Genomic DNA, 16318 nt, shown 5'->3' with positions numbered 1-16318 from the left:
GTTCGCGCTCTGACTTCGTGGACTCGCGTAGCTCCTGACGAATCGCGGGCGTGGTGCGGGCGTTGCGATGTAGGTTCAGATTCATGATTAGATGTCCCGTCAGGTCGCGGATGGTGTCGTCAGCAGTTGCCGCTTGGTCGTCTTCAGCTCATCACTGAGTGTGCGCAGTGCCTCGCGGGCTTGGAACAAAGGATAGCTCCTTTTCGGAATATAATCCCACGGGACGGAACAGCTAATGCTTCGTCATCAGAAAATCGCGTAACTAGGTATTGAAATGCGAATGAAGCTGAGATGAGCCAGGTTTTTTGACGTTATATTGTTCGTGTGACAAGAGTTGATAACAGCGAATGCCATCTTGCGTATCTTGAAAAATCAATCGCCAGTCGCGGTTAAGTGGCACCGAAATAACGTGCCGATCATAATTCATGCGTTTACCTTTATAAATAGTATAGGAGCCGCCAGCATGAATATCGGCGATGATTTTTCGTGCTTTTTCGACTAGGTTTTTTGAGTTCAGCGGGCGAAGGTCGATTGCATCTAATTCAAACAGTTTATGCCAGTCTTTGTGGTTTTGCTGGGTTGCGCAAATTTGTTCTGTGCGTGTTTGTTCCTGTTTACAGCGGTGGCAGTATTGTCCTTTACCTGTATGCCCGCAGGGGAAAGTTTTTTTCATAGATACAAACCAGTTTTCAGTAAGTTTAATTTGATGCTCGATATGTAGTCAGTATTGCAGTCTAATCGAATTGAGATAAAGTGTCGCGTTCAAAGGTTATCAGTTCATCAAGCAGTTGATTGCAAATTACAACACTTTGTTTGTAACCGTCACAATCAATTAAAAAATTATAACGATATTCTTCAGCACAGACGGTGATAACTTGCAAGGGCATCAGATATTGAGTTTTATCTGTGCGAAAAGCTGTGTTGGCAATGACTTCTTCAAGGAGGCGTTGCAGTTTATGCGTTTTGCTATAGGCACCGAAGCGGCTTTTGGTTTCAAGGATGTGCTTAAAAAACAGTTCAAGCAGTTGTTGATAATGAAAGCATTCAAGCGAGCAGTCTTTGATGTCTGTAGTAGCGAGGACATCAATCGCAACTGCGTGTTCCCATGCTTTGCCAGCTAGGTTTTCTATGTTTTTGAATGCGCTGAGTTTAGCTTGATACATATGGCATAGTCGAGCAGTAACTGAATGATATGAACAAGCAATATGCTATTCAAATAAAACAAAATTTGATTGAGAGTGATTAGAATATGTATTCCAATCTGGGGTATAGGCGTCTGCTTGATTTCCCCACCCAAACCAACCTTTACGTGAGCCGCGTGCAAATAACTCAATAAAGGGGCCAGGACTGCACGCTTCGATAAGGTTGTATTGCTCGTCTGGTTTGCGGCTGTGTTCTCTTTTTTGTGTCGAAATAATATTTTCTTGGCTTCGACCGGGTTGCAAGGTTCTAGCGTTTTTTCCACGCACTCCAAATAAAATCACTTCAGTAACATTTCTAAAATAAAATCCAACGCCGCGTCGATCTGGGCCGCCATCTTTTCTTATTTTGTACCAAATTAAATTGGTTTTATAAATAAAGCCCCAGTTTTTCATGACTTCTAAGCCTTCTGGAAGTAACGCATTTGGAACCCATAAATAGAGATGAGCGGTATCCGTGACTATCGACTGAACAGGCAAGTCTTTTATTTCTTGTAAAGACAGCGTTGGATAACGCGAAAGACGCTTGTGCTCGGGTGCCATCTTTCCGGTTCGATTTTGAAACTGCCACGGTGGATCGGCTAAAACGGTTGAGAATTTTTTTGTACCGACTTCGTTTAGCAAATCATCAGATGCGTTCATTATGCCTCTTTTTTATATAACCGCGTAGGTTGATTGCGTGCCAGATATAAGATTGACGTTAAATAATCTAATCTAAATGGCGCACAACTCAACATTTTCATTCAAGCACTTACTTAAGATAATAAATCTTCGTCGCGTAAAAAATCAAAAAATTTATCCAATATAGCCTTGTTTCGCTCAACTATATTTTGTTCGGAAAATTCTTTGTAGTCAATGATTTGAGAGATTTCAGCAATTTTGCTAGGCTCTTTATTTTTTCCGCGACGTTGCGCACCACCATAAATTTTCTTTTTATCTTCAAAATGATAATCTGATGCTTTAATGTTAATGCTTTCTTCAAGCAAGATTTTGTTACCTAACAATTCGAGATTGCTCGTATTTTTTAAGCCACATTCCATTTCTTGACGTTTTTTCGAGTAAATATGTTCTATATGAAAAACTTCCTTAATATCAAGAAGTTGCTGATCTGAAAATGTATACGCATACCAAGTAATCATAGATCGCGTGATGTTCCTTTGATTTGTAAACTTATAGTTCTCAAAAAAAGAACGTGCTTGATTCTCAACAAATTTATACTTAGAAAAGGTTACATCAACTCCATTAACAATGTTAATCATTTCATCATATATAGGTGTTCTTAAAGCGTTTACTCCCGAATTCGTAATTGCATACGTAAAAATAAAAGCAGTGATCTTGTTTAGAAAATCTCTAAATTTTTCTTCTTTTAACAAACCATCTTCCATTCTGTTTTGCAAAAAATAGACTGATGTTATATGTTGCCACATACCGTTTGGTGCATAATTTAAAACGAAAAGCTTTTTAAGTATATTATCAGAAAATCGCTCTTTATCTTGACAGCTAATGCTTTTCCAAAATAGCGCCAATGCTTTTAGTTCTGGTAACGTTTCATCTTGTTTTAGATGTTTATATTTATCTTGTTCATAAAACTTTCTTAAAGCTTCCGTAGTCGTATTTTTGTTTCCTTTTTTAGCGCGAAGAAAATACATATAACGGGTAAATAATTCGTCCATTGGCGTGCCGGTATTCGGGTGAAATACTAATTTTGTTATTTCTTCTAGTTCTTTCCAATCTGAAATAAACTCATCTTTCCTGTTAAGTCCACCATAATACTTATAAAACTGCGCTTTAAATATATCTGCATCAGACAAAGGTAAACCTCGATCATTGAGCGTCGAGAAAATCCGAAGGGCTGTGTCTTGCGACTCTGCTTCAATAGGTAAAAGAATACAATTGTTTAGTATTCTGGCAGGTAAATAGGGAAAATAACCTGCAAATTCTTGTAAAAACGCATCAATTTTTTTCTGAAAAAACCGATAGTTATTAACGTACTGGCTTTTGCTTTCTGGTTTTACCTGTCCTGTTTTTAGCAAATCAAGAAATTCTTCTTTATCGCTATCTGTTGCAACTTCTGAATCAATTTTAAGTGTAGATTTGTCTGCCGTTCCAAAAGTATCTGTTTTCCAAATACATTTTTCGATGCGATCACGGGTTAATATAGAGTTTCTATCTTGCATGTTAGCAAATTTATCATAAAAAGCGCGTAAAACCAGCATCAGTGTTGTAAGACGCTGCTGCCCATCAATTACTTCCGATTTTCCCTGCGCATTTTTATATGTGACGATAGAACCGAGAAAATATTCTTCGTTTTCGTCGAACAATTCATAGTCATTATCAGGAAATGAAAACAAAAATATATCATCCCAAAGCGTTTGACATTGATCTTCGTCCCAAGCGTAAGGACGTTGATAATCGGGAATCAGAAAATCTGCTTTTTTATCAGATAAAAGATCAAAGATATTTTTTTGGTCTACATTGAGCTTTGACATTTTGTTTTAACCTTTTGCGATGATTAACATTTTATTCAGAAACCGAGAGCGAGAGAACGCCAAACCCGCCAAGTCTGACGCCGCGTTATTGTAAACACCGATCCGCAATTAGGATCAAGATGAACCGTCGCTAAATGTCCTGCACGCAATGCGTCCCATAATTGCTGAATCAGTGCCTCAAATTCAATTGTCGCTTGATCCCAAGCAATGACATCGCGTGCTAACCATGCGTGCCAATGCTGATTCCAGACAATACAGTGCGTTCCTGTTGTTGGAATGGCCGCTTGCCATTCAGCGAGGCGCGATAGCTTACAGCCCGTCAATGTTGCTAAACCTGCTAATAATGGCCCTTCACCAATCAATTGCTCAGGTATTTGATCCGCAATAATCTGCGGTAATATCCCAGTGCCCCATGTCCAAATCCCGTTAATTAACGGACGCCCCGCCGCTTCGCGCTGCCGATTAACCGCTGCCGCATGAAATAACATTTGTGTTTCATTGAGTAACCGCATCCACGCCCGCGCATCTGCGCCCTGCGGCAGATAATCCGCCATAGATTCGCCCTGAACCCGATAGAGCGGATGCGTCACCAACGTCCGCGCTGGCGTCAGGCGCAAATACCAGCGTTCCGGTACAGGCGCGATCAACGCGACGCCCTCTTCAGCAAAATGCTGATTAAAGGCCGCGACTAAGGCCGCTGCTTCCGCTGGATTTGGTGCCACCTGTGCTCCGGCATAGACGCGCAACTGATCGCGATCTGGGCGTAAATGGACGGGATCGGCGTGCATCCAGACGGTATCTGCCGCGACCGCCACCCCTTCGCCCAGCAGCGCCACGGCCGCACTCGGTACCTCCGCATCCATTGGCCAGCGACAACCGGCCGCCCGCAACAGCGCCGCCAGCGGATCGGTCTCCACGCTGGGCGATGGATCGGCCCGCGCCAGCAGTCGTTGCAACAGCGGAGCCGCCCGCGCCTGTCCGCTCGGCGCGGGCAGCGGTTCTAACACATGCGGGCAGAGGAGCGTGACCGATCCGCGATGCGGCTGGCCAGTAGTTGAGCGGTGATGCGCAAAAAACATGATGATAGGGGCCGGTTGATAACGGAGCGTGATGCGACGATTTCGCCACCAGCACTAGTCTAAGCCTAGCTCCCAGTCCACAATAGCCGCTTGTTCCGTTTCGCCGTGCGTCTGTGTGCGGTGGCGCGGCTTTCCAACTGTTTGAAGAACGCCGATCATTTGTTCAATGGATGTTTTCCCCTTACCTCTTGCTCGGATCGGGATTATTGGCGGCGGCCAACTCGGTCGCATGTTAGCCAAAGCCGCCAAGCGCCTCGGTTGTACCTGCGTCGTGCTCGATCCAACGCCCGGTTCCCCGGCTGGTCAGGTCGCTGGCCATCAGATTGTCGGTCATTATCACGATCCGGCGAAACTGCGCGAGCTGGCCGCGTCCTGTGATGTGCTCACCTTCGATATCGAAGATATTGACACGGCAACCCTGATTCAGCTTCAACATGAAGGGCACAGCATTCACCCGTCCCCTCGGGTGCTGGCGCTGATTCAAGATAAGCTGACGCAAAAACAGGCGCTGGCGGCTGCCGGGATTCCCACCGCTGCGTTCGTGCCCATGCCCGAGCCGACGGCCGAGGCGTTCGCCGATTTTGGCTATCCGCTGGTGCAAAAAGCGCGGCGCGGTGGCTATGACGGGCGCGGGGTGTCGATTCTGCATTCAGCCGAGGATTACCCGCGTCATCTGCCCGTGCCGTCGCTGCTTGAACGCTTCGTGCCGGCGGTCAAAGAACTCGCGGTCGTCGTCGCACGCGGCCATGATGGTGATTGCCGCTGCTATCCAGTGGTCGAGATGGTGTTTCGGCCCGGCGAAAATGTGCTCGATTTGCTGCTGGCACCGGCGCGGATCGCGCCCGAAATCGCCACCGCTGCGACGGCGCTGGCGGTGCGCACGGTCGAAACGCTCGGTGGTGTCGGTATTTTTGGCGTCGAGCTGTTTTTGACTGAAGCCGGTGAGCTGTTGGTCAACGAGGTTGCGCCGCGCACGCATAATTCCGGTCATCACACGATTGAGGCCAATATCACCGATCAATTCGAGCAACATTTACGCGCTGTGGTCGGCTTGCCGCTGGGCGCGACCGATCAGCTTTCGCCGGCGGCGATGATTAACCTGCTTGGCGCACCGGATCATCGCGGACGACCTGTGATTAAAGGGTTAAACGCGGCGCTGACTATTCCGGGCGTGTGCGTGCATCTCTATGGCAAAGCGGCCACTGCGCCCTATCGCAAAATGGGGCATGTCACAGTGCTCGATCCAGACATCACCCAAGCTGAACATAAAGCACTGCGCGTGCGCGATTTGATTGAAATTTCGGGAGCCGATCATCCGTAAACGACCCCCGCCTTATGGCAGGGGCTTGTGAGGCAACTCGCAAGCCACGTTGACCAGGGAAAGCGGTAACCAACCCGCTACGTTTACAATAGGTCGTCAAGACTCACCGGCGGATGCTTCCTCAGTCCGCCGCTCTGAAAGGTCAGGATTAGGCTGGCGCAAGGTAAAACGCCGAAGGTTCTGATCGCCGCTGCGAAGCGGGAGCCGGTTGTAGACAGTCCCGAGATCTGATGCGCCACAAGCGCATTCATGGATTTCAGACCAGGGATCGGGTCATCGCTCACATACCGAGCGGTAAAAAAGCTGGAGTTCACGTCGGGCGCGTGGCAATACGCGCCTCAGGCAGCTTCAATATTCAAACCGCTACTGGTGTGGTTCAAGGTATTGCCCATCGCTATTGCTCAGTGCTGCAACGCGCTGATGGCTATAGCTATTCATTCAACCCAACACAACCGGAGGAAGCGAGATTGGCAGCTTAACGGCACTCTGCCTCCCCGCCCGAAAGGACGGGATTTCTCGCGCAAGATTGATGAGCCAACTTCACCCCCTTCCCGTCGGCATTATCATGGGCAGTGATTCGGATTTGCCGGTGATGCGCGAGGCCGCCGCAATATTAGATGCACTCGACGTGCGCTATGAACTAACCATCGTTTCGGCCCATCGCACCCCGCAGCGTCTCTATGATTATGCGCAAACAGCGGTAGCACGCGGTCTGCGCGTCATCATCGCCGGTGCGGGCGGCGCAGCGCATCTGCCGGGCATGGCCGCTGCACTCACACCGCTGCCGGTGATTGGCGTACCGATCAAAACCTCGGCGCTCTCCGGTCAGGATTCGCTGTTGTCGATTGTGCAGATGCCCGCTGGCGTGCCGGTGGCCACAGTTGCGATCAATGGCGCAAAAAATGCCGGATTGCTCGCGGCACAGATTTTGGGCACCGCCGATGCAACGATTTTGGAGCGCGTAGCCCAGTACAAGCGCGATCTGGAAGCGCTGGTGATGGAGAAGGTCGCACTGCTCGAACGCGATGGTGTGCCCGAGCATTAACTGGAGGATGGTGTCTTGCAGACAGCGGCTGATTGCATCCCGCCCGCAACGCTGGCGCAGTGGCAAACGATTGTCGATCTGATGGCACGCTTGGCGCAGGTGCGAGCCTGTCTCATCCGGCATCGCATCGGCGATGACATCGCGGTTGCGGTCGCCAGCGCCAGTCCCAACAATCCGTATCATGTCGGCGACCGCGCACGACTCAGCGACTCCGGTCTGTACTGTGAGCGCGTGATTGCCAGCGGCCAACTGCTGCATGTGGTCGATGCCACGCAGTCGCCAGAATGGTGCGATAACCCCGATCAGCGCCAGCACCAGTTTAATGCCTATCTCGGCGTGCCGATTCGTCTCAGCACCGGCGAAGCCTTCGGCACGCTCTGTCTGCTCCATGACCAGGCCTATCCTGAGAACCACGACATCACGCTGTTACTGGAGCAGATGCGCAATCTGATTGAAAGTCAGCTTGCACTGCGTGAACAGTATTGGTGTGCGCAACAGCAGGCACTGGAGCTGCACGAAGCACGCGAAGCGGCGGAAGCAGCTGATTGCGCCAAAAGTGAATTTCTCTCACACATGAGCCACGAAATTCGCACGCCGCTCAATATTGTGCTCGGTATGGCGCAGGTGCTCGAATTTGGCACGCTCAATGACGATCAACGCGCACTGGTTGAACATATTCGCCACGCTGGTCAAGCCCTGCTGGCGGTTCTCAATGATATTTTGGATCTGGCGCGGATCGAAGCGCGACAACTGCGCATCGAAACCCAATGCTTTCAGCTCGAACCGCTGCTGGCCAAACTCGATGGGCTGATTAGCCACGCTGCCGCAAGCAAAGGACTGGCGCTTCACTTCGATCCAGTCCCGCTGGTCGCACGCGGCCCGCTGTACGGTGATGCGTTGCGGCTGGAACAGATTTTGATGAATCTGCTCAATAATGCGATCAAATTCACCGATCACGGTCAGGTTGCGCTGCATCTCCAGGTGCTCCACCACGATGCGATGACGCACCACCTGCGCTTTGAGGTTGAAGATAGCGGCATCGGCATTGCCCCCGACATCCTCCCGCGTCTGTTCAACCCCTTCACCCAAGCCGACAGCAGCTTCACCCGACGCTATGGCGGCAGTGGCTTAGGCTTAGTGATCTGCAAACGACTGGTCGAGCTGATGGACGGCGTGATTGGCGTCGCGAGTCAACCCAATCACGGCAGCCGCTTTTGGTTCGAGCTAAGTTTTCACACCCAAGCCGTCAACGAACGGCCACCGATGTCGCGGCTGGCGACGGCCATGCCGACGACAACGGAACGCTTGCACGGCCTACAGCTACTGGTTGTCGATGACAGCGGCATGCATCGCGAACTGCTCGAATATCTGCTCCAGCGCGAAGGAGCACAGGTGACATTAGCGGCTGATGGGCAACAAGCGATCATGGATTTGACCGCACATCCCGAGCAATTCGACGCGATTTTAATGGATTGGCACATGCCGATTCTCGATGGCTTGGCGGCCACGCGCCTGATTCGCGACCAACTCGGATTTAGATTCAGCAGCCTGCCGATTATTGCCTTAACCGCCGGTGTGCTGACTGAACAAATTGCCATTGCGCAGGCTGCCGGTGTCAATGCCGTGCTCCCGAAACCGCTGGAATTAGAATCGCTGGTTGCCTGTTTATTACAGCACTGTGCGCCGCACCGAGATGAGCTGACGGCTGGAAGCGGATCACTGGCGGCTAATAGCTGATCGCCGAAAACTCATCGCTCACTCAATTCTTTAACCGGAGCCAAACACCGTGGATATCGCCGAATTACTGGCCTTTAGCGTCAAAAATCACGCTTCTGACTTGCATTTATCCGCTGGCTTGCCGCCTATGATTCGCGTCGATGGCGATATGCGCCGCATCAATGTTCCGCCGTTGGAACATCGAGCCGTGCATTCGCTTGTCTACGATATTATGAATGACAAGCAGCGCAAAGATTATGAAGAATTTTTAGAAACCGACTTTTCATTTGAAATTCCCGGTGTAGCACGATTTCGTGTCAATGCTTTTAATCAAAAGCGTGGCGCGGGCGCGGTCTTTCGCACGATTCCTTCCAAAGTGCTTTCATTTGAAGAACTCAAAGCGCCCAAAAGTTTCAAAGATATTATTGATGTTCCGCGTGGGTTGATTTTGGTCACTGGGCCGACAGGTTCCGGTAAATCAACCACATTAGCAGCGATGATTGATCATATTAACGAAAATGAATACGCGCATATTCTTACGATTGAAGATCCAATCGAATTTGTGCATATCAGCAAAAAATGTCTAATTAACCAGCGTGAAGTCCATAAAGACACCCTCGGATTTAGCGAAGCCTTGCGCTCGGCCTTGCGCCAAGACCCGGATATTATTCTCGTCGGTGAAATGCGCGATCTGGAAACCATCCGATTGGCGCTGACCGCTGCTGAAACGGGTCACTTAGTTTTCGGCACGCTGCATACTACCTCAGCGGCCAAAACGATTGACCGTATTATTGACGTATTCCCCGCCGCTGAAAAAGACATGGTACGCGCTATGCTTTCCGAATCATTGCGTGCAGTGATTTCGCAAACGCTGCTCAAAAAAGTTGGTGGTGGACGCATTGCGGCGCATGAAATCATGATCGGCACTCCAGCTATTCGCAACCTCATCCGTGAGGCGAAAATTGCGCAGATGTATTCATCAATCCAGACCGGTCAAGCGCATGGCATGCAGACGCTCGATCAAAATCTTAAAGAATTAATTTCTAAAGGATTGATTAACCGCCAAGATGCGCGGGCGAAAGCGCAGAATAAAGAGGATTTTATGTAGCAGCGGCCAGCTTTTAGCTTCCAGCTATAGCAGCGTGTCACTAACCGCGCTATTTCGCCGCGCCATTGTGATAAAACCGCTTGTTAAAACGGCTGATCGCTGATAGCTAGAAGCTGTTCCGGAGATTTCCCCCATGATTGATTATATATCCTCTCCGCTATTTCGATTAGGCGCGGTGTTATTAGTGGTGTTGTCTGGGCTATCACTGAATCTATATGCTCAGGATGCCGCTTCTACATCCAGTTCGCGTTCAGCAGCCGCCACCTCAACACCGCTCCCAACGCAATCCCAGATTGAAGCGCAGATTAAATTACTTGAAGCCAGCACCAGCCTTGATGAAACGCTTAAATCGAGCTTAATAGAACTCTATCGTCGCGCACTGGTGAATGTAAGTGAGATTGAAAAATTCGATGCGCGGCGGACAGAATTAGCGGATGCCTTAAAAGCAGCACCGAAACAAACGCAAGCATTGCAGAAAACGCTGGAGCGTGAAACCAGTGCCGGATCTGCTAAACCGCCAAAATTGCCGACGGGATTAACCAGCGATCAACTCAGTCAACGACTGAATCAAGCGCAAGCTGAAACCGCTGCGCAAGAATTGCGCGTGAATGAACTCAATCAATTGATCGACGCCAGTCAGCGCCGACCGGAAGCAGCCCGTGAGCGGCTGATTGTGATTAAACAGGCGCTTGATGCGCAGACCACTGATACACCGCCGCTCACTGATGACGCGCCCGAATTGACGCAAGCGCAGGCTTGGGCAGCGCAGACCCAGCGTCAAGCGTTGCAGAGTGAGATGCGGATGCTGGAACAGGAGCTGTTGAGCCAGCCCGCTAGTCTGACCCTACTGAAACTTCAGCACGATTTGGCAGCGTTGCACTTGCGCGATTTACGTGTTCAGCAGCGGGCGCTGGAAGAGGCGTTAAGTCAACAACGTGCCGAGCAAGCGCAGGTCGAGCAACAGGCGGCCGAACGCGCCCAGCGTGAAGCTGAGGATAAGCATCCGTTGGTGCGCGAGTGGTTGCAGCACAATGCGGCGCTGACAGCGGCCTTGAGTGCCAGTGCGCAGCAATTATCCGGTTTGAGCGAAGAGCGGGCGCGGGTGGAAGCCGAGCGCAAACGCATCGAAGATGATTATCGCGGCGCGAAGCAGCGACTAGAGGTCGCCGGTTTGACGCGGGCGCTGGGTCAGGTGCTGCTCGATCAGCGCAATCAACTGCCCGATCAGCGCCAGTATCGTCATCAAATCAACGCCCGCGAGAATGCGATTGCCGATGCCACCTTGCGTCAGATTCGTCATCGTGAGGAGGATCGCCAATTGCGCGATCTGGATCGCTATCTCGATGAGCTGGCGCTGAGTGAACCGGCGGTGCAGGCACGCGGCGTGCGCCCAGAACTGCTCGATGTGCTCAAGCAGCGCCAAAATCTGTTGCGCCAAGTCATCAAGAGCGAAGATGACTCGATCCACCAGCTCAGTGAGCTGAATTATGCCGCCGAACAGGTGGTGCAGGCGGCGCAAATCTACGAAGCGTTTCTGGCCGAAAATCTGCTCTGGGTGCGCAGTGCCACTGTAGTCAATCTCGACACCCTGACCAATCTGCCCGCGGCGCTCGGCTGGCTGGTGTCACTCGACGGCGGGGCGGAGGTGGTGCAGGTGCTCAATGAGCGTATCCGGCATTCGCCGTTATTTTGGCTGGGCTTGGCGCTCAATATCGTGCTAATTGCGCTCACGCCCCGCGCTCGGCGGGCGATTCGCGCCCGCGCTGAACCACTGCGGCGGGTGCGTACCGATAGCATTCGCCTGACGCTGGAAGCACTCGGTCTGACCCTGTTGATCGCACTGCCGGCGGCCTATTTGTTCTGGCTGCTCGGCCAACAGCTCATGCTGTCGCCGCTGGCCACGCCCTACACACGGGCGCTGGGTGCGGGCTTAAGTCAGGTCGCCTTTGGTCTCTACTGTCTGCGCGTGTTCCGGCTGCTGGCCCTGAGCAGCGGGGTCGCCGAAAAGCATTTTCGCTGGAAACTGACCACGCTCACCCGTCTCCGCCGTGATTTCGGCTGGTTTACGCTCTACGTTGTGCCGCTGGCGCTGATGACTGGCGCACTCTATCAATACAACGATCCGGCGCACACCCATAGCCTCGGGCGCGTGCTGCTGATTGCGTGCTTGATCGGAACGAGCGTGTTTTTTGCGCGGCTGCTGCATCCGAGTCAGGGCGCGATCAAACAGTTTTTGCTCGATCATCCGCACGGCTGGCTCTATCGCCTGCGCTCGCTGTGGTTTCCGCTGATTGTCGGGATTCCGCTGGCGCTGGCGGTGCTGGCCGCAGTCGGCTATCTCTACACCGCCGCGATCTTGTTTCAATCGCTGGTGTATCAACTCTGGTTGGTGCTGGGGCTGATTGTGGCGCAACAAACCGTCGTGCGCTGGTTGAGCATCACCCGTCGCCGCATCGCGCTGCAAGCGGCATTGGAACGTCAAGCTGCCCGCCGTGCTCAAGCCGAGCATGAACCGTCTGAGCGTAGTGATACAAGCGCGGTACCGGAGGTGTTTCAGGTTGATGAAGCGGAACCGGATTTAGCCGCGCTCGATGAACAAACACGCCACCTGATTAATGCCGCGATCTTTATGGCTGGCGTTATTGGCTTGTGGGCAACCTGGTCGGAAGTGCTGCCGGCATTTAGCGTCTTGGAACGCTTCGCCCTCTGGCATTATAGCGGCGTGGTTAATGGCGCTGAACAGTTAATTCCGGTCACAGTCGCAGATATTGGCATGGTGATTTTAATTGTCGCCGTCGCCACCATTGCGGCGCGGAATTTACCGGCGCTGCTCGAAATTTTGCTGTTACAAAGCAACGCGCTGTCTGCGGGAGCGCGTTATACCATTAAAACGCTATCGAGTTATTTAATTACAACGGTGGCTTTTTTGCTGGCTTTTAATACGCTGGGAATGCAATGGGGCCAAATTCAATGGTTAGTTGCAGCACTCGGCGTCGGCATTGGTTTTGGATTGCAAGAGATTATCGGCAACTTTATTAGCGGTTTAATTATTTTATTTGAGCGTCCGGTGCGCGTTGGCGATATTGTGACGATTGGTGATACCACCGGCGTGGTCACAAATATTCGCATTCGCGCAACCACCATTCGCAATTGGGATCGGCAAGAATTGCTGGTGCCGAATAAAGAATTTATCACTGGCCGCCTGCTCAACTGGACGCTAACCGATCAGCAAAATCGCATCAGTATTCCCATCGGTATCGAATACGGCAGCGACACGCGCAAAGCACTCGAATTACTCGGGCGCATTGCCAACGAACATGAACGGGTGCTCGACGATCCGGCTCCATTAGTCAGCTTTGAAGGCTTTGGTGATAACGCGCTGTTATTGATGCTGCGTTGTTATATGGATTCACTCGACGGGCGCATCGGTGTGGTCACGGAATTAAATCAGACAATTTATGATACGTTTGCCGCCGAGGGAATCCCGATGGCTTTTCCACAGCGCGAAGTGCGGCTGCACACCCACGAACCGCTTGATGTGCGCCTGCATTCGATTCGACACAATGCCGAGCAACGAAGCAGGCCATCAGTTATCGGTTAGGGGAGAGGCGGGGTGGTGCGTGACGGGATGAATACAGCCAAGCGGCGACGCAACCAGCCACGCCGCCTCAGCGGGGATCAATCGCGGGTCAATTCAATTCGTCGAAATCTGGATCGTCGAGCAGCTCGCGTAACCGCTTGATTTCGCGCATGTGCTCGATACGGCGGCGCACGTCCAGACTGGCTGGCTGGCCGCGTGACTCGTGTGGCAAGATCGACGGGACGCGCTCTAATAACTCATCGCCGTAACCAACTTCGGGATCCAACATCTCCTTCTTACCTCGGGGATTGAACAACATGCAACACAATGCTAGAGCCGCCATATAACGGCTAAATTTGGCGCGGAACAGTTGATTTGTTCAATGCTTTTGATGTGTTTAATTGGGCTGCCAGCGGTCAGCTTCCAGCCACCAGCCGCTAATGTGGATCGGTTGATGCAGGTGATGCGCAAATAGGTGTATCAGTTGGTATCAATTTATGCTTGGGAATAAATCTCGTGCGATTTAAAACAACGCAAATTGTTCACGCATACGTCGGCGCAAACGCCTGTTGCGGATCAACAATAGGGCCAGTTTCACCCCAATAGGGCGAAAGTCGCCGCAGTTGCGCCACAATCGGCGGCACAGCTTCAATCACGCGCTCGACTTCTTCTGCCGTGTTGTAACGCGAGAGCGAAAAACGGATGGTGCCATGCGCGGCAGTGTAGGGAATGCCCATCGCCCGCATTACATGCGAAGGTTCGAGCGACCCCGAGGTACAGGCCGAGCCGCTCGATGCGGCGATGCCGAGTTTGTTCAGCAGCAGCAAAATCGCCTCACCCTCGATGTACTCAAAGGCGATATTGCAGGTATTCGGCAAGCGATGGTCTGGATCGCCGGTTACAAAACAGTTCGGCACGGCGGCGAGCAACCCCTGTTCGAGCCGATCACGTAAGGCGCGAACTGCGGTCTGTTCGTGTTCGAGCGCATCGAGCGCCATCGCACAGGCGGTGCCGAGCGCGACAATCGCGGCGCTATTTTCGGTGCCCGCCCGCCGTCCGCGTTCCTGATGTCCGCCGCGTAGCAGCGGTCGAAAGCGCGTGTTGCGCCGCAAATAGAGCACGCCAATTCCTTTAGGTGCGTGCAATTTATGACCAGACAGCGAGAGCATATCAATCGCGCTGTACTTGAGATCGAGCGGGATTTTGCCGACCGCCTGTACCGCATCGGTGTGAAATAGCACGCCGGCGGCTTTCGCCAACTCAGCCATGCGTTCAACCGGAAATAGGGTGCCGGTTTCATTGTTCGCCCACATCACCGAGACAACCGCCACCCGTTCCGACAGCAACTGCGCATAGGTAGCAAGATCGAGCCGCCCGCGTTGGTCAACCGGCAAATAGTGTACGGTATAGCCCTCTTTGGCTAACTGCTGACAGAGCGCCAGCACCGCCGGATGCTCAACCGCTGTGGTGATGATCTCGCGGCGTTCTGGCTGCACCTTGAGCGCGGAGAGCATCGCCGTCGTATCCGATTCGGTGCCGCACGAAGTGAAGATAATCTCCGAATCGTGCTCAGCTCCGAGCAAAGCTTGCACCTGGGTGCGGGCGTGCTGAATCGCTTGCCCGACGCGATTGCCGAATTGATGAAGCGAGGACGGATTGCCGAATTGCTCGCTAAAATAGGGCAGCATCGCCGCGACCACCTCGGGCGCGACCTGCGTGGTGGCGTTATTGTCAAAATAGATGGCGGGCGTGGTCGCGGTCATCGGGCGTGCCTCGTGCAAACGGTCGAAAGCGGGATGCTCAGGCGCACGCAACGTGCGATTCTGATGCGGCTGAGGCGCTGTGACGGGCGCGGGCTTCGGCGGGAATCACGCGCACAAATTCACCCAGCGCCTCGCTGATTTGCGTCTGAATGCCGTCGAGCGTGACAGCAGCCATCTGACAGCCAACACAGGCACCGCGCAGCTTGACATAGACCTGTCGCCCCTCAACATCGACGAGTTCGATATCGCCATGATCGCGTTGCAGCGTCGGGCGCACGCTGTCGAGCACGGTTTCGATACGACGGATGCGCTCGACGGTGGTCAAGCGCGGGCGACCGGCTTTGACCGGCAGCGGCGTCGTCCCCGCCGATGGCGCAAAGCTGTGGCCGGATTCGCCGAGCACACGGCTCAAAATTTCTTCAACCCCTTCGTGACAGGCCGAACATCCGCCACCAGCTTTGGTGTAGTTGACGACCTCTTCGACGGTTTTCAGGTTATTGGCGCGGATCGTGTTTTCGATCAATTTTTCATCGACCGCGAAACATTTGCAGACTAACGCGCCCTCTTCGTGATTGTCGCTCCAGACCTCGCCGCGATAATTGGCGACAGCGGCTTGCAGCGCCTCGCGGCCCATCACCGAGCAGTGCATTTTTTCCGGCGGCAGGCCGTCGAGATAATCGGCGATATCTTGATTGCTGACTTGCAAGGCTTGATCGAGCGTCATGCCCGTGATGATTTCCGTCAGCGCCGAACTGGAGGCAATCGCCGAGCCGCAGCCGAAGGTCTGAAACCCGGCAGCAAGGATGGTGTCAGTTGCTGGATCGACCTTGAGTGTTAAGCGCAGCGCATCGCCACAGGACAGCGAACCGACCTCACCGACGGCGTTGGCGTCCTTGACGGCCCCAGCATTGCGGGGACTGAAGAAATGCTCCTGAACGGTTTCGGAATAGTCCCACATGGCTTGTCTCTGCTCCATTTAACTTGAGCAAACTTGCTCAATGGATTTATCTGCACTTGG

14 protein-coding genes are annotated in these 16318 nt (G+C 52.4%); 6 read left to right on the top strand and 8 right to left on the bottom strand.

Annotated elements, in window-relative coordinates; translation table 11 throughout:
• Window positions 1-262: 262 nt before the first annotated feature.
• From BLW10_RS09430 to BLW10_RS09410, 5 genes are all read right to left on the bottom strand, one after another.
• Complete coding sequence (locus BLW10_RS09430) at window positions 263-673, bottom strand: DUF7682 family zinc-binding protein (protein WP_091334211.1); 411 nt, start codon at window positions 671-673, stop codon at window positions 263-265.
• 61 nt (window positions 674-734) lie between these two features.
• Window positions 735-1163: a hypothetical protein gene (locus BLW10_RS09425; protein WP_091334210.1), complete on the bottom strand. Its 429-nt coding sequence runs from the start codon at window positions 1161-1163 to the stop codon at window positions 735-737.
• Between the two features lie 45 nt (window positions 1164-1208).
• Window positions 1209-1841, bottom strand: coding sequence for an MT-A70 family methyltransferase (locus tag BLW10_RS09420; RefSeq protein WP_091334209.1), 633 nt, complete (start codon window positions 1839-1841; stop codon window positions 1209-1211).
• Window positions 1842-1954: 113 nt separating this feature from the next.
• Window positions 1955-3688, bottom strand: a complete 1734-nt coding sequence (locus BLW10_RS09415; protein WP_091334207.1) for a DUF262 domain-containing protein — start codon at window positions 3686-3688, stop codon at window positions 1955-1957.
• A 35-nt stretch (window positions 3689-3723) separates the two neighbouring features.
• A complete protein-coding gene (locus BLW10_RS09410) occupies window positions 3724-4767 on the bottom strand; it encodes a hypothetical protein (protein ID WP_091334206.1) in 1044 nt (347 codons plus the stop codon).
• Between the two features lie 166 nt (window positions 4768-4933).
• Between BLW10_RS09410 and purK the strand changes: the two genes are divergently transcribed.
• From purK to BLW10_RS09380, 6 genes are all read left to right on the top strand, one after another.
• The gene (gene purK / locus BLW10_RS09405; RefSeq protein WP_091334205.1) at window positions 4934-6088 is read left to right on the top strand and encodes a 5-(carboxyamino)imidazole ribonucleotide synthase; all 1155 of its coding nucleotides are present in this window, start codon (window positions 4934-4936) and stop codon (window positions 6086-6088) included.
• A gap of 230 nt (window positions 6089-6318) precedes the next feature.
• Entirely contained in the window at window positions 6319-6567 is a 249-nt protein-coding gene (locus BLW10_RS09400; RefSeq protein ID WP_177169038.1) for a hypothetical protein, read from the top strand.
• Window positions 6568-6617: 50 nt separating this feature from the next.
• The gene (gene purE, locus BLW10_RS09395; protein ID WP_091334204.1) at window positions 6618-7133 is read left to right on the top strand and encodes a 5-(carboxyamino)imidazole ribonucleotide mutase; all 516 of its coding nucleotides are present in this window, start codon (window positions 6618-6620) and stop codon (window positions 7131-7133) included.
• Between the two features lie 15 nt (window positions 7134-7148).
• Window positions 7149-8870, top strand: coding sequence for an ATP-binding protein (locus BLW10_RS09390; protein ID WP_091334202.1), 1722 nt, complete (start codon window positions 7149-7151; stop codon window positions 8868-8870).
• Window positions 8871-8919: 49 nt separating this feature from the next.
• Window positions 8920-9957, top strand: a complete 1038-nt coding sequence (locus tag BLW10_RS09385) for a type IV pilus twitching motility protein PilT (RefSeq protein WP_091334200.1) — start codon at window positions 8920-8922, stop codon at window positions 9955-9957.
• A gap of 133 nt (window positions 9958-10090) precedes the next feature.
• On the top strand, window positions 10091-13558 hold the full coding sequence (locus tag BLW10_RS09380; protein WP_091334198.1) for a mechanosensitive ion channel domain-containing protein: 3468 nt from the start codon (window positions 10091-10093) through the stop codon (window positions 13556-13558).
• A gap of 88 nt (window positions 13559-13646) precedes the next feature.
• Here BLW10_RS09380 and BLW10_RS09375 read toward each other — a convergent pair whose 3' ends face one another.
• The 3 genes from BLW10_RS09375 to nifU all read right to left on the bottom strand — a co-directional run bounded on the left by BLW10_RS09375 (window position 13647) and on the right by nifU (window position 16258).
• The gene (locus tag BLW10_RS09375) at window positions 13647-13826 is read right to left on the bottom strand and encodes a PA3496 family putative envelope integrity protein (protein ID WP_091334197.1); all 180 of its coding nucleotides are present in this window, start codon (window positions 13824-13826) and stop codon (window positions 13647-13649) included.
• Window positions 13827-14079: 253 nt separating this feature from the next.
• On the bottom strand, window positions 14080-15300 hold the full coding sequence (gene nifS / locus BLW10_RS09370; RefSeq protein WP_091334196.1) for a cysteine desulfurase NifS: 1221 nt from the start codon (window positions 15298-15300) through the stop codon (window positions 14080-14082).
• 37 nt (window positions 15301-15337) lie between these two features.
• Window positions 15338-16258, bottom strand: a complete 921-nt coding sequence (gene nifU, locus BLW10_RS09365) for a Fe-S cluster assembly protein NifU (RefSeq protein ID WP_091334194.1) — start codon at window positions 16256-16258, stop codon at window positions 15338-15340.
• Window positions 16259-16318: the final 60 nt, after the last annotated feature.

This window comes from Allochromatium warmingii (assembly GCF_900107145.1).
In the GTDB taxonomy this organism is placed as follows: Bacteria; Pseudomonadota; Gammaproteobacteria; order Chromatiales; family Chromatiaceae; genus Thermochromatium; species Thermochromatium warmingii.
The sequence above is the reverse complement of the archived record's forward strand: the minus strand, read 5'-3'. Positions and strand labels throughout refer to the sequence as shown.